Raw genomic sequence first — 21,166 nt, forward strand, 5'->3', positions numbered from 1 at the left:
AGCAGCGAGCCGCTGCCTGCAAGCCGCACACGTCAGTAGCCCTGGACGCTGTAGTCCACCTGGAAATCGATGCCGGTGACCCGCGACACGCCGGTCTGCACGCCGCCATCGGGCAGCAGGCGCAGCCAGCGGTAGCCCGGCGCCAGGGTGTCCACGCCGAAGTCCTCGCTGCCCGGGGCGAACTGCACGCAGGTGGAGGGGGACGCCAGTAGGCGCACGTCGCCGCGCAGGCGGTCGATCTCCTGGTGCACGTGGCCCCAGAGCAGACAGCGCACATGTCGGTGGCGGTCGAGCACGGCGAACAGGTCGTCCGGGTTGCGGATGCCGATGCGGTCCATCCACTGGCTGCCGATGCTCACCGGGTGGTGGTGGAAGGCCACCAGCACGTGGCGATCACGCGCGTCGTGCAGGGCTTCGTCCAGCAGCGCCAGTTGCTCGGCGGACACCTGCCCGGGCACCGCGCCGGGGATGGTGGAATCGAGCAGGACGATGCGCCAGGCGCCCAGGTCGAGCACCGGGTCGAGGAGGTCGCTGCCGGCGCAGACTTCGCGCATGGGCGCCAGCTCGTCGTGGTTGCCGGGGAACCAGCGGGCCGGTGCCTGAATGCTGGAACAGATATCCAGGAAACGTCTGTACGACTCCGGGGAACCGTCCTGCGAGATATCACCCGTCGCCAGGACCAGGTCGATCCGCGGCTGCTCCTCGAGGACGCGCTTCACCACCTGTTGCAGGCTGTCCGCGGTATCCATGCCGAGAAGCCGGCCATCGTGCTCGGCGAACAGATGGCTGTCAGTGAGCTGCACCAGCAGCACCGGCTCATTTGAGGAAAATTCTTTCGCAGGCAATGCGCCTTCTCCTGTCAGGCGAGGCGTCGTCGTTGAAGGAAGTATGGTGACAGCCCCGGTGCCGGGCAAACCGGGAAAGAGTCACAGTTCACAGTATGCTCGCCGTCGGCCGGACGAACGACATTCTATCATGGCGCAATGCCATCACCCACGCTTTCAGCGTTGCAGGACCGGCTCCAGCTCGTGGCCGCAGGCCAGGCAGTGGCTCAGCCATTCGCCGAGGAAGAGGTTGAGCTGGCTCTTCTCGTCCGGCTGGTGCATGGCCTGGTTCGGGTAAGGGTAGATGGCCAGCAGGCGGCGCGCCTGCTCGGCGCCGACCACTTCGGCCATGCGCGCGTCATGGTAGACGCGCACTTCCAGGCGCGGCGCGGGCAGCCAGGGCAGGCCCAGCTCCTGGCGCACCTGCAGGGTGGTGGTGTAGGGGCAGGCCTCGATCACTTCCAGGGCCAGCACGCCGAGCAGGCGTTCGCCCTCGCTCAGCGCCACGCGGCGCTGCGACTGCACTTCGCGCATGTCCGGCAGCAGCCGCATCAGGCGCAGGTAGTTGGCCTCGCAGGTGGCTTGCAGCCCGGCCAGGTCGACGCGGTAGCGTTCACGCAGCAGGTTCACACCCATAGGCCACGAACCTCGGCGCGGTTCAGCGCCAGCCATTGCAGGGCGAGCATGCTCGCGGCGTTGTTGACGCGCCCGTCGCGCACGGCCTGCAGGGCATCCTCGAGGGCCAGCACGTGGACGCGGATGTCCTCGCCCTCCTCCTCCAGGCCGTGGATGCCCGAGGCCCGGCTGCTGTCGCAACGGCCGACGAACAGGTGCACCAGTTCGTTGCAGCCGCCGGGCGAAGGCAGGTACTGGCTGATCGGCCAGAGCGCGCCGAGGTTCAGGCCGGCTTCTTCCACGGCTTCGCGGCGGGCGACCTCTTCAGGTTCTTCGTCCTTGTCGATCAGCCCGGCGACCAGCTCCAGCAGCCAGGGGTTGACCCCGGCCTCCAGGGCGCCGACGCGGAACTGCTCGATCAGTACCACTTCGTCACGCTGCGGGTCGTAGGGCAGCACGCAGACGGCATCGTGGCGGACGAACAGCTCGCGGCTGATCAGCGGCCCCATGTCGCCGGCGAACTGGCGATGACGCAGATGCAGACGCTCGATGCGATAGAAGCCGCGGAAGCACTCCTCGCGTCGAGTGATCTCCACGTCGTCCGGACCCGCCTTGAAGATATCCGCCATCCCACACACTCATCGATCGGTTGAACTTCGCGCCATCCTATCGCGACGCCGTGCCCCGTGCAGCCTCTTTCCGCCACCGCCCGGCGGGGAGCCGCGCGACACTGCTACACTCGGCGGCGCGGCGAACCCGGCGCGGCTTCGCCGGTCCAAGCCGCGCGGCCAACCGCCGCCGGACACGCAAAGAAGGACTCCCATGGATTTTCTGAAAACCCTTGCCGCCACCGGCCTGCTGCTGATGCTCGGCGGCTGCCAGAGCCTCTTCGGCCCCGGCCTGGGCGACCCGCTGAGCGCCCGCCACACCGCCTTCGAGCACCTGCAGCCGGGCTGCCAGGGCGAGCAGTGCCCGCTGTTCAACCTGGACACCCTGAGCTTCGACGGGGAACCCGCGCTGGACGCCGCCATCGAGGCGCAGTTGCTCGACCTCACCCGCAACACCCCGGACGACCCGCGCCCGGCCAGCCTCGCCGGCTACGAGCGGGATTTCCTGGCCAGCGCCAAGCCGGGCTGGAGCAGCTACCTGCAGGCGAAGATACGCGAGCAGCATGACGGCCTGGTGATCGTCGAGCTGTCCAGCTACGTCTTCACCGGCGGCGAATACGGCCAGCCGGGGCGCGCCTTCATCAACTACGACCGCCGCCTGCACAAGGTGCTGACGCTGCAGGACGTGCTGCTGCCCGGCCAGGAAGAGGCCTTCTGGCAGAACGCGCGCCTGGCCCACCAGGCCTGGGTGGTGCAGAACAAGCTGGTGGAACAGGACGCGAACTTCCTCAGGGACTGGCCGCTCCAGAAGACCCCGCACTTCGCCCTGACCTTCGGCGCGCTGACGCTGAAGTACGACATCGACCGCATCGCCCCGCACTCGGTCGGGCACCCGGAGCTGAAGATTCCGTATCCGCGGCTCAACGGCATCGTCAAGCCGTACTATTTCCCGGGGCGTGGGGCGCAGTAGGGCATCGCACGATTCCCATGTAGGAGCGCGCCCTGCGCGCGATTCGCGGGCAGGGCCCGCTCCTACAGATCACCGAGAGGCATGGTGCTGCCCGTAGGAGCGGACCTTGTCCGCGAACGGTGTTCACCGGCGGCAGCAGTGCTTCGGATTCGTTCCCTCTCCCGCAAGCGGGAGAGGGGGCTGTCCGGCATGGACGGGGGTTCGGCATCAACCTGCAGGAGCAGCTGTCTTACAGGCTGCACAGAAGTGCTCTTCGTAGGAGCGAGCTTGCTCGCGAACCGCATGGCACCGCGTTTGTTCGCGAGCAAGCTCGCTCCTACGAGAAGCCATGCCCGCCTGCAACGTAGGAGTGGACTCCATCCGCGATCCGGCCGCCAGGCCGCTCAACCCTTCGCGCCGATGCGCCCCAGCGCCAGTTGCAGCACCCCGGCCACCAGCAGCGCCGGCAGGGTGGCGCCCAGGTCCGGGGCGTAGTTGGCCAGCAGGTGGTAGGTGACCACGCCGCCGGCCCAGGCCAGCAGCGAGCCCCAGCGCAGGCCGGGGCGGACTTCCGCGGCGGCGCGGCGGCGCAGCAGGAAGTGGTCGACCAGCACCACGCCGAACAGCGGGGCGAACACCGAGCCGATCAGCAGCAGGAAGTTCTGGTACTGCTCAAGCGGCGCGAACCAGGCGATCAGGGTGCAGAGCACGCCGATGATCAGCGCCAGGTGCTCGACCTTCAGCGGCACCAGGATGCCGCTGGAAACCGCCGCCGAGTGGATGTCGGCGAAGGCCTTTTCCGACTCGTCGAGTAGGATCAGCAGCAGCGGGATGCCCATGCCGGCGCCGGCCAGGGCCAGCAGCAGGGCGTTGGCGTCGCTGCCCTGGGCGAACGCCAGGGTGTAGGCCACGCCCAGGCCCATCAGCCAGAAGCAGCCGATGAAGAAGCCCAGCGCGGCGCCGCCGAACACCTGCCCGGCGTGCTTGCCGAAGCGCGAGTAGTCGGCGATCAGCGGCAGCCAGGACAGCGGCATGGCGATGGCGATGTCGAAGCCCACCGCCAGCGGCAGCGAGCCGTCGCCGCCACGGGCCCAGATGGCCGCGAGGTCCGCGCGGTGCAGCAGGTCCCAGGTCAGCCAGATGCAGGCCGCCAGCAGCAGCCAGATGCCCCACTTGCGCAGCACGCGGCGGACGAAGGCCAGCGGCCCGCTGACCGCCAGCAGGGTGGCCAGGGCGCCGAACACCAGGGTCCACAGCGCCGGGCTGGTCCAGGCGCTGCCCTCGCCGAAGGCGCGCGCGGCCAGCAGGCTGGCGGCGTCGCGCATGACGATCACCTCGAAGGCGCCCCAGCCCACCAGTTGCAGCAGGTTGAGCACGGCCGGCAGCGCCGCGCCGTGGCCGCCGAGGCTGAGCTTGAGCGAGGCCATGGCGGCCAGCCCGGTGTCGCTGCCGATCACCCCGGCGGCGGCCAGCAGCAGCACCCCGACCAGGGTGCCGAGGAAGATCGCCAGCAGCGAGCCGGCCAGGCCCAGGCCGGGCGCCAGCAGCGCGCCGGTCTGCAGCACCATCAGGCCGATGCCGAGGGAGAACCACAGGGAGAACAGGTCGCGCAGGCCGAGCACGCGCTGGGCGGAGCCAACGGCGACGGCCGGGGAATAGTTGGTTGCGGTGAGAGTGGTCACGATGTGCGCAAGGCTCTGGGGTTATTGGGATGTGTCTTCTTTTCGTAGGAGCGAGCTTGCTCGCGAACAGCCCGGGCTCGGGGCCGGTTCGCGAGCAAGCTCGCTCCTACGGGTGCCGCGGTGTAGCGATCAGACCTGCTTGTAGATCACCGAGCCTTCATCCTTGAAGCGCGCGGCCTGTTCCTGGAAGCCGGCCTCGATGGCCTTCTGCTCGTCGGTCAGGCCGTTTTCCTTGGCGTAGTCGCGGACTTCCTGGGTGATCTTCATCGAGCAGAACTTCGGCCCGCACATGGAGCAGAAGTGCGCGACCTTGGCCGAGTCCTTCGGCAGCGTCTCGTCATGGAAGGCGCGCGCGGTGTCAGGGTCCAGGCCGAGGTTGAACTGGTCTTCCCAGCGGAACTCGAAGCGCGCCTTGGACAGCGCGTTGTCGCGGATCTGCGCGCCCGGATGACCTTTCGCGAGATCGGCAGCATGCGCGGCGATCTTGTAGGTGATGATGCCGGTCTTCACGTCATCCTTGTTCGGCAGGCCCAGGTGCTCCTTGGGCGTGACGTAGCAGAGCATGGCGCAGCCGAACCAGCCGATCATCGCCGCGCCGATGCCCGAGGTGATGTGGTCGTAGCCGGGGGCGATGTCGGTGGTCAGCGGGCCGAGGGTGTAGAACGGCGCCTCGTCGCAGCATTCCAACTGCTTGTCCATGTTCTCCTTGATCAGCTGCATGGGCACGTGGCCGGGGCCTTCGATCATCACCTGCACGTCGTGCTTCCAGGCGATCTTGGTCAGCTCGCCGAGGGTTTCCAGCTCGCCGAACTGGGCGGCGTCGTTGGCGTCGGCCACCGAGCCCGGGCGCAGGCCGTCGCCCAGCGAGAAGCTGACGTCGTAGGCCTTCATGATTTCGCAGATTTCCTCGAAGTGCGTATAGAGGAAGTTCTCCTGGTGGTGCGCCAGGCACCACTTGGCCATGATCGAGCCGCCGCGCGAGACGATGCCGGTGACGCGCTTGGCGGTCAGCGGCACGTAGCGCAGCAGCACACCGGCGTGGATGGTGAAGTAGTCCACGCCCTGCTCGGCCTGCTCGATCAGGGTGTCGCGGAAGATTTCCCAGTTCAGGTCCTCGGCGATGCCGCCGACCTTCTCCAGCGCCTGGTAGATGGGCACGGTGCCGATCGGCACCGGGCTGTTGCGCAGGATCCACTCGCGGGTCTCGTGGATGTGCTTGCCGGTGGACAGGTCCATCACCGTGTCGGCGCCCCAGCGGATGCCCCAGGTGAGCTTCTCCACCTCTTCCTCGATGGACGAGCCCAGGGCGCTGTTGCCGATGTTGCCGTTGATCTTCACCAGGAAGTTGCGGCCGATGATCATCGGCTCCAGTTCCGTGTGGTTGATGTTCGCCGGGATGATGGCGCGGCCGCGGGCGATCTCCTCGCGGACGAACTCGGCGGTGATCTCCTGCGGGATGCTGGCGCCGAAGCTCTGCCCCGGGTGCTGGTCCTTGAGCAGGCCGGCGGCGCGGGCTTCCTGCAGCTTCATGTTCTCGCGGATGGCGATGTATTCCATCTCCGGGGTGATGATGCCCTGGCGCGCGTAGTGCATCTGCGTGACGTTCTTCCCGGCCTTGGCCCGGCGCGGGGTGCGCACGTGGGCGAAGCGCAGGGCGTCGAGGCTGGCGTCGGCCAGGCGGGCCTGGCCGAAGTCGGAGGTCAGGCCGGGGAGGATTTCCGTGTCGCCGCGCTCGTCGATCCAGCGCGAGCGCACATCGGGCAGGCCCTTGCGCAGGTCGATGCGCACTTCGGGGTCGGTGTAGGGGCCGGAGGTGTCGTAGACGAACACCGGGGCGTTCTTCTCGCCGCCGAAGGCGGTGGGGGTGTCGGCCAGGGAAATTTCCCGCACCGGCACGCGGATGTCCGGGCGCGAGCCGGTCAGGTAGACCTTGCGCGAATTGGGGAAGGGCTGCGCCGACTGGCGATCGAGCTGTTCAAGGCGGGTTACGTTGTTCTTCTGGGTGCTCATCCTGGCTCTCCTGGGTTGATTGTCGGGAGAACCTGGGTGACGCGGGAGCCGCAAGGCACTGCGGAGAAAGGACGCGTCCAGGGAGGGCTGGGGCCGGCCGGAAAGGCACTGGGGACGCGGACTTCTTGTTCCCTACGCGGGTGCTAACCCGATCAGGTTCAACGGGATCCGGAACTATCCGATCTCAGCCCCTCGCAATGGGGCACCCCGACAAGAACGTCCGCAGTCTAAACAAGAGTTCGGTGCTTGGCCAATGCCGCCGGGCCGAAAGTATCGGATGCGACTTCGCGGTCACGCCCCGGCAACTACAATGCTGCAACGAATTGCCCGAAGATGGCGCCTTGACCGCCAATCGGGGCGACCGTAGCCTTGCCCCACCCGCACACTTTCTAGGACGAACGAATGCTGCGCAGACTCTCCCTGGCTGTCGCCGTGGCCGCCTCCACAGGTTTCGTCTGGGCAGCACAGCCCACGTCGAGCGTCGCTCCACTGCCGACCAAGACCGACCTGATCAGCGTCTACAAGGATGCCGTAGACAACAACGCCGACCTCGCCGCCGCCCAGGCCGACTACCTGGCGCGCAAGGAAGTCGTGCCCCAGGCGCGCTCCGGCCTGCTGCCGCAGATCAACGCCGGCGGCAGCCTGGGCACCAGCCGCACCTCGCTGGACACCCCGGACGTCACCCTCAACCGCAGCAGCCAGCTGGTCCAGGCCAGCCTCAGCCAGCCGCTGTTCCGCGCCGACCGCTGGTTCCAGCTCAAGGCCGCGGAAAACATCAGCGAACAGGCCCAGCTGGAATTCTCCGCGACCCAGCAGCGGCTGATCCTGCAGACCGCCGAGACCTACTTCGGCGTGCTCCGCGCCCAGGACAACCTGGCCGCCAGCAAGGCCGAGGAAGCGGCCTTCAAGCGCCAGCTCGACCAGTCCAACGAACGCTTCGACGTCGGCCTGTCGGACAAGACCGACGTGCTCGAATCCCAGGCCGGCTACGACACCGCGCGGGCCAACCGGATCGTCGCCGAACAGGCGGTGGAAGACGCCTTCCAGGCCCTGGTGACCCTGACCAACCGCGACTACAGCGGCATCGAGGGCATCCTCCACTCGCTGCCGGTGGTGGTGCCGACGCCGAACGACGCCAAGGCCTGGGTGGATACCTCGGTGCAACAGAACATCGCCCTGCAGGCCAGCAACTTCGCGGTTACCGCCGCCGAGGAAACCCTGCGCCAGCGCAAGGCCGGGCACCTGCCGACCGTGGACGCGGTGGTGCAGTACCAGAAGGGCGACAACGACGCGCTGGGCTTCACCAACGCCGACGGCAGCGTCCCGCACTACGGCAAGTGGGTGGACCAGACCAGCGTCGGCGTGCAGCTGAACATCCCGATCTACAGCGGCGGCCTGACCAGCTCCCAGGTGCGCGAGTCGTACCAGCGCCTGAACCAGAGCGAGCAGCTGCGCGAAAGCCAGCGCCGCCAGGTGGTGCAGGACGCGCGCAACCAGCACCGCGCGGTGAACACCGACGTGGAAACGGTGAAGGCGCGGCGCCAGGCGATCATCTCCAACCAGAGCTCGCTGGAAGCCACCGAGATCGGCTACCAGGTCGGCACCCGCAACATCGTCGACGTGCTCGACGCCCAGCGCCAGCTGTACAGCGCGGTGCGCGACTACAACAACAGCCGCTACGACTACATCCTCGACAACCTGCGCCTGAAGCAGACCGCCGGCACCCTCAGCCCGGCCGACCTCCAGGCCCTGGGCACCTACCTCAAGGCCGACTACAACCCGGACAAGGACTTCCTCCCCCCGGACCTGGCCAAGGCCGCCGAGCAGCAGCTGGAAAACAGCAGCAAGGCGCGGACCCAGCAGTGAACGACAAGCCCGGCAGAAGCCGGGCTTGTTGTTTGCGGAGCGGACTCCGTCCGCTCCTACGCCACACCCCCACACCATTTCCATGTAGGAGCGCGCCCTGCGCGCGATTTCGCGGGCAGGGCCCGCTCCTACAGGTTGCTGGGGAGCACGGTATTCCTCCTCCCCCGTAGGAGCGGACCTTGTCCGCGATAGCCGGACGTCCCGGCGCGGATCGCGGATGAGATCCGCTCCTACACCGCTCCACCCACGCCATTTCCATGTAGGAGCACGCCCTGCGCGCGAATCGCGGGCAGGGCCCGCTCCTACAGGTTGCTGGGGAGCACGGTATTCCTCCTCCCCCGTAGGAGCGGACCTTGTCCGCGATAGCCGGACGTCCCGGCGCGGATCGCGGATGAGATCCGCTCCTACGCCACGCCACCCGCACCATTCCCATGTAGGAGCGCGCCCTGCGCGCGAAATCGCGGGCAGGGCCCGCTACCCACGCCATTTCCATGCAGGGGCGTAGGGCGGATAACGTTCGACGTTATCCGCCGTTTGACCGGAGTTGCGGACCGCTCGAGGTCGACCTTGGAGTGAACGACCAGCACGGTTAGGCGGCGTATAACCGCGAACGGTTATACGCCCTACGTCAGTTCCTATAGTCCGGCTGGATGCGGTCCAGCATGCGCAGCAGCGCCTCCCAGGCCAGGTCGATGCCGTCCGGGTCGCTCAGTTCGCCCTCGGCCTGCGGCTGGTGCGGTTCGTTGAACTGGCGCTCGGTGCGCCGGCACACCGCGTCCGGCGGGATCACCAGTTCGCCGCCGGCCTGGGCGGCGATCTGGATGTCGCAGGCCTTCTCCAGGTAGTACATACGCAGGAACGCCTGCTTCACGCTCGCGCCCACGGTCAGCAGGCCGTGGTTGCGCAGGATCATCCCCAGGTGGTCGCCGAGGTCGCGCACCAGGCGCTGCTGCTCGTCGAACGACAGCGCGATGCCCTCGTAGTCGTGGTAGCCCAGGCGCCCGTAGAACTCCATGGACATCTGGTTCAGCGGCAGCAGCCCCGCGGCCTGGGCCGCCACCGCGCAGCCGGCGCGGGTGTGGGTGTGCAGCACGCACTGGGCGTCCTCGCGGGCGGCGTGGATGGCGCTGTGGATGACGAAGCCGGCCGGGTTGACCTTGTAGCGCGTCGGCGCCACCGGGTTGCCGGCCAGGTCGATCTTCACCAGGCTGGAGGCGGTTATCTCGTCGAACATCAGCCCGTAGGGGTTGATCAGGAAATGGTGCTCCGGTCCCGGAAGGCGCAGGGAAATGTGGGTGAAGATCAGGTCGCTCATGCGGAAATGGGCGATCAGCCGGTAGCAGGCGGCCAACTCCTCGCGCAGCTTCCACTCTTCGGCGGAGCAGGTTTCACGGGAAGGCATCGGGATGGTCATGCCGGGGTTCCTCTTGTTGTTCGAACAACAGGCTACAGGCGAAGAGCACGTGCGGGGCTCTTCGTAGGAGCGAGCTTGCTCGCGAACCGGGCGGGCACGGTGCCGGGTTTGGTTCGCGAGCAAGCTCGCTCCTACAGGGGACCGGCTCTTCGCTCTTGCTTGCAGCTTGCAGCTTGCAGCTTGCAGCTTGCAGCTTGCAGCCTATAGCTTGACCTATTGCGCCGCCCAGGCGTTGAAGCGCTCTTCCAGCTCCTCGCCATGGTCGGCCCAGAACTCGTCGTCCATGGCCAGGCCCACCTTGATGTTCGCCGGCGCGGTCGGCACCCAGCGCGCCAGGTCCTGCGGCAGGCGTTCGGCGGCCTGCTTGTTGGTCGGGCCGTAGGGGATGTTGTGCACGTAGTCGACCTGGGCGTCGGCCTGGTTGGCGAAGGCGATGAAGCGCTTGGCCAGGTCGACGTGCTGCGAGCCCTTGATGATCGCCCAGTAGTCCATGCCGTACAGCGCGCCCGGCCAGACCAGGTCGAGGTTGCGCCCGCTCTTGTGAGCGTCGGCGATGCGCCCGGTGTAGCTGGTGGTCATCACCACGTCGCCGGCGGCGAGCCACTGCGGCGGCTGGGCGCCGGCTTCCCACCACTGGATCGATGGCTTGATCTGGTCGAGCTTGGCGAAGGCGCGGTCGACGCCGGCCTTGGTGGAGAGCACCTTGTAGACGTCCGCCGGGGCGACGCCGTCGGCCATCAGGGCGAACTCCAGGTTGTACACCGCGCGCTTGCGCAGGCCGCGCTTGCCGGGGAATTTCTTCAGGTCCCAGAAGTCCTGCCAGCCGCTGGGCGCGGTCTTCAGCTTGTCGGCGTCGTAGGCGATGGCCACGCCCCACACCAGCGCGGCCGAGCCGCATTCCTTGGCGGCGTTGGGCACCAGTTGGTCGGCGCCGCCCAGTTGCTTCCAGTCCAGCGGCACGAACATGCCCAGGTCGCAGTTGCGCGCCAGGTCCGGGCCCTCGATCTGCACCACGTCCCAGTCGGCGTGGCCGGTGTCGGTCATCACCTTGATGCGCGCCATCTCGCCGTTGTACTCGGCCTGGGTCAGGCGCGCCCCGCTGGCCTTGGCGAAGGGCTGGAAGAAGGCCACGTCCTGGGCCTTCTGCCCGGCGCCGCCATAGCCGACCACGACCATGGAATCCTGCGCCTGGGCGCTGCCGAGACCGAGTCCCAGGAGCAGCAGCAGGGGTTGCAAAGCGTTCTTGCGCGAAATCATCGAGCGGACCCTCTGTGGATGCGAACCGTGGCCACCGCGGTGGCACGGCGGAGGTGGGTTGGGCGTACCGGAACAACTCGCGGATGGAGGCGACTGGCAGTCAGAGGCGAAGGGGCGCCGCGGCGTGGAGCGGCCGGCGCGGGTAGATACCGTGGGGTACGGTTCATGCGCATCTCCTCTTGTAGTTGTTGTGGAGTACGTCGCTGGGCACGCCTCGTCGGCGACGGGGCGTGGAAATGAAACTACCCAGTCACTTTTAAAAAAACAAGTTGATTTTTTACTGAAGGTAAATTTCCATGGAAATACGTTAGATGACCATCCGCCCACCAGGAGCCCCGCCGTGTCCGACGTCATCCACTTCCAGAAGTCCGCCCTGCAGTTCCAGCCCTACGCCGGCCAGGCGCCGGAGAACGCCGCCATCTGCCGCCTGGTCGGCCCGGCCGACAGCCAGACCATGGGCGCCGGCCTGGCCCGCTTCGACGGCTGCTCCATCGAGTGGACGGTGCTCTACGACGAGTTGATCGTGGTGCTGGAAGGCCACTTCCGCCTGCGCCTGGGCGAGCGCGTCATCGAGGCCGCGCCGGGCGACGTGATCTGGGTGCCGGAGCGCACGCCGCTGGCCTACGAGGGCGAAAAGGCCTGTGTGTTCTACGCCCTCTACCCGGTCGACTGGCAGGCCCGCAACGCCTGAGCCTCCCGCAGAACAACAAGAAAGGACGACGTCCGTGAGCCATGCCTTCCCGCACCTGTTCAGCCCGCTGCAAATCCGTGGCAAGCGCCTGAAGAACCGCATCATGTCCACCGGGCACGACACCTCCATGCCCACCGACAACCTGGTCAACGACCAACTGGTGGCCTACCACCAGGCCCGCGCCAAGGGCGGCGTGGGGCTGATCGTGATGCAGGTGGCGGGGGTGCACGACAGCGCCCGCTACACCTCCCACGTGCTGATGGCCACCGACGACGCGTGCATCCCCGGCTATCGCCGCGTCGCCGAGGCCTGCCATGCCGAGGGCACCCTGGTGCTGTCGCAGATCTTCCACCCCGGGCGCGAGATCATGGAGTCCAGCGACGGCCTGCTGGCGGTGGCCTACTCCGCCTCGGCCTCGCCGAATGAGCGCTTCCGCGTCATGCCGCGCGAGCTGGACCAGCGCATGATCGACGAGATAGTCGCCGGCTACGCCGCTGCCGCGCGGCGCCTGCACCAGGCCGGGCTGGACGGCGTGGAGGTGGTGGCCAGTCACGGCTACCTGCCGGCGCAGTTCCTCAACCCGCGGGTGAACCGCCGCACGGACGGCTACAACGGCGACCTCGACGCGCGCCTGCGCTTCACCCGCGAGGTGATCGCCGCGGTGCGCGCGGCCACCGCCGAAGACTTCATCGTCGGCCTGCGCATCTCCGCCGACGAGCGCGACCCCGAGGGCCTGACCGAGGACGAGTCGCTGCTGGCCGTGCGCGCACTGCAGGGCGAGCTGGACTACGTGCACATAGTCGCCGGCACCTCCGCCTCCCTCGGCGGCGCCATCCACATCGTCCCGCCCATGGCCATCGAGGCCGCCTACCTGGCCAGCAACGCGGCGACCTTCAAGGCGCGCCTGGACATCCCGCTGTTCGTCACCGGGCGCATCAACCAGCCGCAGGAGGCCGAACTGATCATCGCCCGCGGCCAGGCCGACGTGTGCGGCATGACCCGCGCGCTGATCTGCGACCCGCAGATGCCGAACAAGACCGAGACCGGCCACGTCGAGGACGTGCGCGCCTGCATCGCCTGCAACCAGGCGTGCATCGGCCACTTCCACCGCGGCTACCCGATCTCCTGCATCCAGCACCCGGAAACCGGCCGCGAGCTGCAGTACGGGCGCATCGAGCCGGCCACCCAACGCAAGCGCGTGCTGGTGGCCGGCGGCGGCCCGGCGGGCATGAAGGCCGCGGCGGTGGCAGCCCAGCGTGGCCATGAGGTGATTCTCTGCGAAGCCGGCGCGCAGCTCGGCGGCCAGGTCAACCTGGCACAACTGCTGCCGCGCCGCGCCGAATTCGGCGGCGCCTCCACCAACCTGCAGCGCGAAATGCAGCTGGCCGGCGTGGAAGTGCGGCGCAACACCCGCGTCGACCGCGCCCTGGTGGAAGCCGAGAAGCCCGACCTGGTGATAGTCGCCACCGGCGCCAGGCCCTACTGGCCGCCCTTCGAGCGCGGCGGCGAACTGCAGGTGGTGGACGCCTGGCAGGTGCTGCGCGGCGAGGTGCAGGTCGGCCGCTCGGTGCTGGTCACCGACTGGCGCTGCGACTGGATCGCCCCCGGCATCGCCGAGCAGCTGGTGCGCGCCGGCCACCAGGTGCGCCTGGCGGTGAACGGCACCCACGCCGGCGAGAACCTGCCGCTCTACGTGCGCGACCACCTGGCCGGCGAACTGCACCGCCTGGGCATCGAGATCACCCCCTACGCGCGGCTGTACGGCTGCGACGACAGCAGCGTCTACCTGCAGCACAGCGCCAGCGGCGAACCGATGATCTTCGAAGGCATCGACACCCTGGTACTGTGCCAGGGCCACCAGCCGGTGGACGACCTGGCCGCCGAACTGGAAGGCCGGGTGGAATTCCGCCGCATCGGCGACTGCCTGGCCCCACGCACGGCCGAAGAGGCGATCTACGAAGGCCTCAAGGCCGCCTGGGCAATCTGAGTCGATGGGGTGGGCGTAGGGCGGATAACCGTTCGCGGTTATCCGCCGCCTGACCTTGGCCACCGCGCGCTCGGAGCCGAACCCGAAGCTGCCCCGCCCCACGCCGAGCCCAGCAACGAAGTCCGCGGCAAGCAAGGTGTAGCGGCGTACAACCACGAACGGTTGTACGCCCTACGCGACCCACAGGCGCGGCGCATTGTTTAGAATGCCCCACGACCGACTCGCCAGGACCCTCGCCGCATGAGCCCGAAAGCCCCGCAGCAAGCCCCCGCCAGCGCCGAAGCGCAGTTCCTCGGCACGCGCATTCGCGGCCTGCGCAAGCGGCGCGGCATGACCCTGGCCGAGCTGGCCGAGCAGAGCAAGCTCACCGCCGGCTACATCAGCCAGTTGGAACGCAACCTGGCCTACCCGTCGATCCCGGCGCTGTTCAACATCGCCCGCAGCCTGGGCGTGACCATCCAGTGGTTCTTCGCCAGCGAGGTGCAGGCCGACCCGGCCGACGCCGGCTACGTGGTGCGGCGCAATGCGCGTACCAGCGTGCACTACGAGGACGGCATCGTCGACGAACTGCTCAGCCCGCAGCCCACCCGCCAGCTGGAAATCCTCCACTCGCGCTTCCCGCCCGGCACCTACAGCCAGCAGAGCTACAGCCACGAGGGCGAGGAAGCCGGCTACCTGCTCAGCGGCACCTTCGAGCTGTGGGTGGGCGAGCGGTATTTCCTGCTCAACGAAGGCGACAGCTTCAGCTACTCCAGCCAGGAGCCGCACCGCTACGGCAACCCCGGGGACGTGGATGCGGTGGTGCTCTGGGTGATTACGCCGCCGACGTTCTGATCCTCAGCGTAGGGCGTATAACCGTTCGCGGTTATACGCCGCCTGACCGTACGGGCCGTCCACGCCAAGGTCAGCCCTGGAGCCGCCTGGGGCCACGGTCAAACGGCGGATAACGTCGAACGTTATCCGCCCTACCCCAACAACCGCGCCAGACCGTCGAGCAGCCGCCGCAACGCCCCCTGATTGGCCCTGAGCACCCCCAACCCAGCCTCGGCCATGCGCTGCGCCACCGCCGGCTCGTCCCACAACTGCCCCACCGCCACCGCCAACGTCGGCGCATCCAGCACCTCGCGCAGGGCGCCGACCTCGCGCAGTTGCGCGGCGATCTCGAGGAAGTTGAACAGCTTTGGCCCGGACAGCACCGGCTTGCCCAGCGCCGCCGGCTCCAGCAGGTTGTGCCCGCCGTTGGGCACCAGGCTGCCGCCGACGAAGGCGATGTCGGCCAGGGCGTAGAGGAACAGCAGTTCGCCCATGGTGTCGCCGAGCAGCACCTGGGTGGCGGCCTGCACCGGCTCGCCGCCGGAACGGCGCAGCGTGGCGAAGCCCTCGCGACGGCACAGTTCGAACATGCCGTCGAAGCGTTCCGGGTGGCGCGGCACCAGGATCAGCAGGGCGTCCGGGTGCGTTTCCAGCAGCTTGCGGTGGGCGGCGAGAACGATCTCGTCTTCCCCGGCATGGGTGCTGGCGGCGATCCACACCGGCCGGGCCTCGACCTGCCAGTCATGGCGCAGGGCCGTGGCGCGGGCGAGCAGTTCGGGGTCGATGCTCAGGTCGAACTTGATCGAGCCGGTCACGCTCACGCACTCCGGGCGCGCGCCCAGGCGGCGGAAGCGCTCGGCCTCGGCCTCGGTCTGCACCGCCAGCCAGCTCATCTCGCCGAGCATCGGCCGCGTCAGCCCTTCGAAGCGCGCGTAGCCGCGGGCCGAGCGCTCGGACAGGCGCGCATTGGCCAGCGCCACCGGGATGCCGCGGCGGGCGCACTGGTGGATGTGGTTGGGCCACAGCTCGGTTTCCATGATCACCGCCAGGCGCGGCTTCACCCGGTCGAGGAAGCGCGCCGCGGCCCAGGGCAGGTCGTAGGGCAGGTAGCAGTGCTGCACGCTGTCGCCGAACAGCGCGCGGATGCGCTCGGAGCCGGTCGGCGTCATGCAGGTGACGGTGATCGGCAGCTGTGGATAACGCTGCTGCAGGGCGCGGATCATCGGCGCCGCGGCGATGCTCTCGCCCACCGACACGGCGTGCACCCAGATGCCGCCCGGCTGCATGGCCGGCAGGCCGAAGGCAAAGCGCTCGCCGATGCGCCGGGCATAGGCCGGCGCCTTGCGCGAACGCAGGAACAGGCGCAGCGCGACCAGCGGCAGGCCCAGGTGGAACAGCAGGGTATAGAGAGTCCGGTTCATGGCGGCGGAGAGTAGCAAATAACGCCGGGGGTTCGCGCATGCGGGCCGCTCTTCGTAGGAGCGAGCTTGCTCGCGAACATCCCCACGACGGAGTGCGTTCGCGAGCAAGCTCGCTCCTACAATCGTGCGTCCTATTCCTTCAGGTGTTCGGCGAAGCATTCGCCCAGCCACTGCGCCGCCGGGCCCAGGGGCTCGTCGCGGCGCCAGACCAGTTCCACCACCAGCGGCGGCGGCGTCCAGTCGCTGGCCAGCTCCACCAGCAGCGGCTGGTAGGCCGGGTACTGCGCCACATGGCGCGGCAGCCAGGCCCAGCCGAGGTCGCGCATCAGCAGTTCGGCCATGGCGTAGAAGCTGTCGGCGCGCCACACCAGCGGGCTGATCTGCTCGCCGCCGGGGTAGTGGCTGTCCTGCGGCGCCATCAGCAACTGGCGGTGCCGCGCCAGTTCTCGGCGGTCGGCGTAGTCCAGGCTGGCCAGGACGTGGCCGGCGCCGCACACGGTGACCATCTCGATGGTGCCCAGGTGCTGGCGCTCCAGTTCGTCCGGCATGCCCTCGTGGTGGAACAGCAGGCCGAGGTCGGCGCGGCGCTCCAGCAGCTTGCGCGCCACGTCGCCCTGGGCGCCGCTGGCTAGTTGCACTTCCAGGGTGGGGAAGGCCCGGGCCAGCGCCTGCAGGCCGGAAAGCACCGGCTGGTAGGGCATGGCCTCGTCCTGGGCCAGGCGCAGGCGCGCTTCCTCGCCGCGCACCAGGGCCATCGCCCGGCTTTCCAGGCGCTGGCACTGGCGCAGCACCTCGCGCGCCTCGTCGAGCAGCGCCCTGCCCTCCTGGGTCAGCACCGGCTGGCGGCCGCTGCTGCGGTCGAACAGGCTCACGCCCAGGTCGCTCTCCAGCAACGCGATGGACGAGCTGACCGCCGACTGCACACGCTGGAGCTGGCGCGCCGCCGCCGAGAAGGAAGATTGATCGGCAACGCTGACGAAGAGTCGCAACTGGTCCAGGTTCCACTGCATAGCCTATCTCCTTTGCAGATAGGTAATGACTTTATCCCATCGCCAGGAACACTAGAATGTCGCTATTCGCAACATCGGCCGCCCGCCCGGCCGCTCCTGGGGAGGACTGAATATGCCCGGCTATCTCTATCTCGCCATCGCCATCGTCGCCGAAGTCATCGCCACCGCTTCGCTGAAGTCGGTGAAAGGCCTGTCCACGCCGCTGCCCCTGCTGCTGGTGATCGTCGGCTACGCCATCTCCTTCTGGATGCTCACCCTGGTGGTGCGCAGCATCCCGGTGGGCATCGCCTACGCCATCTGGGCCGGCCTGGGCATCGTGCTGGTCAGCGTCGCCGCGCTGGTGCTCTACCAGCAGAAACTCGACGCCCCGGCGCTGCTGGGCATGGGCCTGATAGTCAGCGGCGTGGTAGTGATCCAGCTGTTCTCCGGCAGCGTCAGCCACTGAGCCGCAGCCCCCTCGGTTATACTGCGCGCTTCGTTTCACGCGAGGCGCGCCCTTCCATGACCCAACCCCTGAGCACCGACATCCTCGTCGTCGGCGGCGGCATCGCCGGCCTCTGGCTGAATGCCCGCCTGCGCCGCGCCGGCTATTCCACCGTGCTGGTGGAGAACGCCGCGCTCGGCGGCGTGCAGAGCATGCGCTCGCAGGGGATCATCCACGGCGGCACCAAGTACGCCCTGCACGGCGCGCTGACCGGCGCCTCGGAAGCCATCGCCGACATGCCCTCGCTGTGGCGCCAGTGCCTGGCCGGCGACGGCGAGCTGGACCTGCGCGGCGTGCGCGTGCTCTCCGACGCCCACTACCTGTGGTCGCCGGGCGGCCTGGCCGGCAACCTCACCAGCTTCTTCGCCAGCAAGGCGGTGCGCAGCCGCGTCGCCCAGGTGAAGGGCGACGAACTGCCACCGGCGCTGCAGGACAAGGCCTTCAAGGGCAAGGCCTACCGCCTCTCCGAACTGGTGCTTGACGTGCCCAGCCTGGTCGCCCACCTGGCGGTGCTGGGCGGTGAAGGCCTGCTGGCCGGGGAACGCATCGAGCCGCTGCGCGAAGGCGACGAGCTGGTCGGCCTGCGCGTCGACGGCCGCGACATCCGCGCCCAGCGCGTGGTGCTGGCCGCCGGCGCCGGCAACGAGGCGCTGCTGCGCGAACTCGGCCTGGAGCAACCGGCCATGCAGCGCCGCCCGCTGCACATGGTGCTGCTCAAGGCGCCGACGCTGAAGCCGCTGTACGCCCACTGCGTCGGCGGCGGGCCCAAGCCGCGGGTCACCGTGACCACCCACCCGGCCGCCGACGGCCAGTGGGTGTGGTACCTGGGCGGCGACATCGCCGAAGCCGAGGGCGTGGCCCGCAGCGAAGCCGAGCAGATCGCCGAGGCCCAGCGCGAGCTGCGCAAGCTGCTGCCCTGGGTCGACCTCTCCGCCGCACGCTGGGCCACCCTGCGGGTGGACCGCGCCGAGCCGGCGCAATCCGGCCTGCTGCGCCCGGACAGCGCCTTCCTCGCCGACCAGGGCCGCCTGCTGGTGGGCTGGCCGACCAAGCTGGCACTGGCGCCGAACTTCGCCGACCGCGTCTTCGAGGCCCTGGACCGCGACGGCATCCGCCCCGCCGCCGGGCAGGCGTTGCCGGAGCTGCCGCGCCCGCCCCTGGCCCGCCCGGTGTGGGAGGAGCTGCTGCCATGAGTGGCCTGCACGCACTGCATCGCCCGCTGGGCCGCACCGGCCTGAACGTCTCGCCGCTGGGCCTGGGCACCGTCAAGCTGGGCCGCGACCAGGGCGTGAAGTACCCCAGCGGCTTCCGCATCCCCGACGACCGCGAGGCCGCCGACCTGCTGGCGCTGGCCCGCGAGCTGGGCATCAACCTGATCGACACCGCGCCGGCCTATGGCCGCAGCGAGGAACGCCTCGGCCCGCTGCTGCGCGGCCAGCGCCAGGACTGGGTGATCGTCAGCAAGACCGGCGAGGAATTCGAAAACGGCCAGTCGCGCTTCGACTTCAGCGCCGCCCACACCCGCCTGTCGGTGGAGCGCAGCCTGCGCCGCCTGGAGACCGACTACGTCGACCTGGTGCTGGTGCACTCCGACGGCAACGACCTGCACGTCCTGCGGCACACTGAGGTCTACGAGACCCTCGAACGGCTCAAGCAGGAAGGCCTGATCCGCGGCTTCGGCTTCTCCGGCAAGACCGTCGACGGCGGCCTGCTGGCGCTGCAGCGCGGCGACTGCGCCATGGTCACCTACAACCTCAACGAACAGGCCGAGAAAGCGGTGATCGACCATGCCCTGGCGCAGCACCGCGGCATCCTGGTGAAGAAGGCTCTGGCCAGCGGCCACGCCTGCCTGGGCGAGGGCCAGGACCCCGTGCGCGCCAGCTTCGAACTGGTGTTCGGCCACCCCGGGGTGGGCGCGGCCATCGTCGGCACCATCAACCCGCAGCACCTGCGGCACAACGTCACGCTGGCAGCCGAAGTCCTCGGCGGCTGAGCCCTGGCGGCCGAATCCGGCGGCGCCACGACCGTTGATCGGCAGTCACCCAAGGTTGACACAAAGGGCGCATTCCTGTGCCATGCTCAGACTCCGCGGTGAAAAACCGCGGCACGTAAAATTGCCGCCAAAAGCTCGCTGACAGGAAAAACATCCGAAAACAGAGCGCCTTTCAGGGCTAACCTCGAAATAATCGAGGGTTTTCGAAGTTCGCCGTCAACGCCGTAGCCACTGGCAACCCGGAACGATCGGCCAGGCCGCCCACCCTGAAGGCGGCCCGATGCGCCCTGTACGACGAGGACCGCCCATGCCCCGTACGCTCGCCCGCAAGGACCCGACCGCCTTCAAGACCCTACCGTTGCTGGTCGAGGCCAACCCCGACAACCTGGTCTACCAGGGCCTTGGCCTGCCGCTGAATTTCTCCCAGGTCCTGGGGCGCCGCCGCCCGGTCGAGGTGGCCGATACCCAGCGCTTCACCGCCGAGCTGGCCAACCTGGGCGTGTCGGTGCGCCTGACGCTCAACTGGCAGGGCCGCGACTACTGGGTGCTGGTGCGCCAGCAGCGCGTCGACCGCGGCGACACCGTGCTCAAGCTGATTTCCGGCTACGTGCCGTCCCACGAACTGAACCTGCCGCTGCTCACCGCCATCCAGGAAGTCGCCGAGGAATGCCTGGTGGAAACCGCCGACGGCTGGCTCGGCGGGCGCTTCGGCGACACCTGGCTGCCGACGCCCTACCAGGGCACCCTGCGCTACCGCGAGGCCAGCCACTTCTCGCTGACGCCGCTGTCCGGCGCCGCGCGCCCGGTGCAGGCCGGCGCCCTGCGTCTACTCGAGCGCCCGCAGGCCTACGTGCACCTGCCCACCGCCTCGCTGCAGCTGGTCTACGACCTGCGCATGGAGCTGCCCAAGGACGTGCGCGACGTCAGCCTGTTCCACGTCGACGAGCGCCTGGAAAGCGGCCCCCTGGTGGCCCGCCTGGACCGCCGCCGCCCGGACCTGTACCTGCTGCCGCTGGAACACGGCCAGCCCACCGACGCGCTCTTCACCCTGCGCAAGGGCGAGCTGGTGAAGGCCGCGACCCGCGGCATCTGGCTCTCGGAAAGCTTCGCCGAGCAGGACGGCTGGCTGGTGCGCGACGAACGCATCCGCTTCCGCGACTGGCTCGACAGCCTGCCGCCGGCCAACGGCAATTCCGGCAAGGGCCGGCGCACGGCCTGACGCAGACAAGGTTCGCTCTGTTGTTTTCTGGGCTATTCCCCTCCGGGCCAGCGCAAGCGCTGTTCGCGATGGAGCCGCGTCCCGCGTTCGCGGGAATGACGGGATTAAGATTCGTGTTTTCCAACGTCATTCCCGCGAACGCGGGAACCCAATAGGCAGTTGCGCCTACGTTGCAGGCGGGCACGGTTTTTCGTAGGAGCGAGCTTGCTCGCGAACGAATTCCGCAGCGGGGTTTGTTCGCGAGCAAGCTCGCTCCTACGAAGAGCATTTCGGCGCTGCCGGCAAGGCGCTCGTGCTGCCCTGGAACCGTAGGAGCAGGCCCT

General features: G+C 68.6%; 18 protein-coding genes and 1 riboswitch. Of the genes, 9 read left to right on the top strand and 9 right to left on the bottom strand.

Features of this window, described 5'->3' with window-relative positions; all coding sequences use genetic code 11:
- Positions 1–32: 32 nt before the first annotated feature.
- From cpdA to ACTWJ5_RS29230, 3 genes are all read right to left on the bottom strand, one after another.
- Positions 33–845 carry a 3',5'-cyclic-AMP phosphodiesterase gene (gene cpdA, locus ACTWJ5_RS29220; protein WP_058488188.1) on the bottom strand — a complete coding sequence of 271 codons (813 nt, stop codon included), beginning with the start codon at positions 843–845 and terminating at the stop codon, positions 33–35.
- A 156-nt stretch (positions 846–1,001) separates the two neighbouring features.
- Positions 1,002–1,460, bottom strand: a complete 459-nt coding sequence (locus ACTWJ5_RS29225) for a DUF1249 domain-containing protein (protein WP_009613530.1) — start codon at positions 1,458–1,460, stop codon at positions 1,002–1,004.
- Positions 1,451–2,068, bottom strand: coding sequence for an NUDIX domain-containing protein (locus tag ACTWJ5_RS29230; RefSeq protein WP_074983404.1), 618 nt, complete (start codon positions 2,066–2,068; stop codon positions 1,451–1,453). Before ACTWJ5_RS29230 ends, ACTWJ5_RS29225 begins: the two co-directional genes overlap by 10 nt.
- A gap of 193 nt (positions 2,069–2,261) precedes the next feature.
- On the opposite strand from ACTWJ5_RS29230, the gene ACTWJ5_RS29235 reads away from it, so the two are divergent.
- Positions 2,262–3,017 carry an RsiV family protein gene (locus ACTWJ5_RS29235; RefSeq protein WP_444437042.1) on the top strand — a complete coding sequence of 252 codons (756 nt, stop codon included), beginning with the start codon at positions 2,262–2,264 and terminating at the stop codon, positions 3,015–3,017.
- A gap of 383 nt (positions 3,018–3,400) precedes the next feature.
- Here ACTWJ5_RS29235 and cytX read toward each other — a convergent pair whose 3' ends face one another.
- Positions 3,401–4,678 (bottom strand): putative hydroxymethylpyrimidine transporter CytX, encoded by a 1,278-nt coding sequence (cytX, locus tag ACTWJ5_RS29240; RefSeq protein ID WP_444437043.1) that lies wholly within the window; start codon positions 4,676–4,678, stop codon positions 3,401–3,403.
- A 129-nt stretch (positions 4,679–4,807) separates the two neighbouring features.
- The gene (gene thiC, locus ACTWJ5_RS29245; RefSeq protein WP_009613534.1) at positions 4,808–6,688 is read right to left on the bottom strand and encodes a phosphomethylpyrimidine synthase ThiC; all 1,881 of its coding nucleotides are present in this window, start codon (positions 6,686–6,688) and stop codon (positions 4,808–4,810) included.
- 112 nt (positions 6,689–6,800) lie between these two features.
- A riboswitch (TPP riboswitch) is annotated at positions 6,801–6,908 on the bottom strand.
- Positions 6,909–7,090: 182 nt separating this feature from the next.
- On the opposite strand from thiC, the gene ACTWJ5_RS29250 reads away from it, so the two are divergent.
- Positions 7,091–8,554: a TolC family outer membrane protein gene (locus ACTWJ5_RS29250; protein ID WP_444437044.1), complete on the top strand. Its 1,464-nt coding sequence runs from the start codon at positions 7,091–7,093 to the stop codon at positions 8,552–8,554.
- A gap of 628 nt (positions 8,555–9,182) precedes the next feature.
- Here ACTWJ5_RS29250 and ACTWJ5_RS29255 read toward each other — a convergent pair.
- Positions 9,183–9,968 carry a class II aldolase/adducin family protein gene (locus ACTWJ5_RS29255; RefSeq protein WP_444437045.1) on the bottom strand — a complete coding sequence of 262 codons (786 nt, stop codon included), beginning with the start codon at positions 9,966–9,968 and terminating at the stop codon, positions 9,183–9,185.
- Positions 9,969–10,181: 213 nt separating this feature from the next.
- Positions 10,182–11,225, bottom strand: a complete 1,044-nt coding sequence (locus ACTWJ5_RS29260; RefSeq protein WP_061562971.1) for an ABC transporter substrate-binding protein — start codon at positions 11,223–11,225, stop codon at positions 10,182–10,184.
- A 340-nt stretch (positions 11,226–11,565) separates the two neighbouring features.
- Here ACTWJ5_RS29260 and ACTWJ5_RS29265 point away from each other — a divergent pair, with 340 nt between their 5' ends.
- The 3 genes from ACTWJ5_RS29265 (at position 11,566) to ACTWJ5_RS29275 (ending at position 14,737) form a co-directional block, all read left to right on the top strand.
- Positions 11,566–11,916 (top strand): cupin domain-containing protein, encoded by a 351-nt coding sequence (locus tag ACTWJ5_RS29265; protein ID WP_249918578.1) that lies wholly within the window; start codon positions 11,566–11,568, stop codon positions 11,914–11,916.
- A gap of 103 nt (positions 11,917–12,019) precedes the next feature.
- Positions 12,020–13,903 (top strand): oxidoreductase, encoded by a 1,884-nt coding sequence (locus ACTWJ5_RS29270; RefSeq protein ID WP_444439677.1) that lies wholly within the window; start codon positions 12,020–12,022, stop codon positions 13,901–13,903.
- Between the two features lie 240 nt (positions 13,904–14,143).
- The gene (locus ACTWJ5_RS29275) at positions 14,144–14,737 is read left to right on the top strand and encodes a helix-turn-helix domain-containing protein (RefSeq protein ID WP_009613541.1); all 594 of its coding nucleotides are present in this window, start codon (positions 14,144–14,146) and stop codon (positions 14,735–14,737) included.
- A gap of 131 nt (positions 14,738–14,868) precedes the next feature.
- On the opposite strand, the gene waaA is transcribed toward ACTWJ5_RS29275, so the two are convergent.
- Positions 14,869–16,137: a lipid IV(A) 3-deoxy-D-manno-octulosonic acid transferase gene (gene waaA / locus ACTWJ5_RS29280; protein WP_444437046.1), complete on the bottom strand. Its 1,269-nt coding sequence runs from the start codon at positions 16,135–16,137 to the stop codon at positions 14,869–14,871.
- Between the two features lie 131 nt (positions 16,138–16,268).
- Entirely contained in the window at positions 16,269–17,147 is an 879-nt protein-coding gene (locus ACTWJ5_RS29285) for a LysR family transcriptional regulator (protein ID WP_064584696.1), read from the bottom strand.
- 112 nt (positions 17,148–17,259) lie between these two features.
- Between ACTWJ5_RS29285 and ACTWJ5_RS29290 the strand changes: the two genes are divergently transcribed.
- From ACTWJ5_RS29290 to ACTWJ5_RS29305, 4 genes are all read left to right on the top strand, one after another.
- On the top strand, positions 17,260–17,592 hold the full coding sequence (locus ACTWJ5_RS29290; RefSeq protein ID WP_058488179.1) for a DMT family transporter: 333 nt from the start codon (positions 17,260–17,262) through the stop codon (positions 17,590–17,592).
- 56 nt (positions 17,593–17,648) lie between these two features.
- Complete coding sequence (locus tag ACTWJ5_RS29295) at positions 17,649–18,824, top strand: NAD(P)/FAD-dependent oxidoreductase (RefSeq protein ID WP_444437047.1); 1,176 nt, start codon at positions 17,649–17,651, stop codon at positions 18,822–18,824.
- Positions 18,821–19,624 carry an aldo/keto reductase gene (locus tag ACTWJ5_RS29300; RefSeq protein ID WP_444437048.1) on the top strand — a complete coding sequence of 268 codons (804 nt, stop codon included), beginning with the start codon at positions 18,821–18,823 and terminating at the stop codon, positions 19,622–19,624. Before ACTWJ5_RS29295 ends, ACTWJ5_RS29300 begins: the two co-directional genes overlap by 4 nt.
- 307 nt (positions 19,625–19,931) lie before the next feature.
- Positions 19,932–20,843: a metal ABC transporter ATPase gene (locus ACTWJ5_RS29305; RefSeq protein ID WP_444437049.1), complete on the top strand. Its 912-nt coding sequence runs from the start codon at positions 19,932–19,934 to the stop codon at positions 20,841–20,843.
- The last annotated feature ends 323 nt before the right edge of the window (positions 20,844–21,166 follow it).

This window comes from Pseudomonas sp. A6 (genome assembly GCF_052367875.1).
GTDB classification, from domain to species: domain Bacteria; phylum Pseudomonadota; class Gammaproteobacteria; order Pseudomonadales; family Pseudomonadaceae; genus Pseudomonas; species Pseudomonas citronellolis.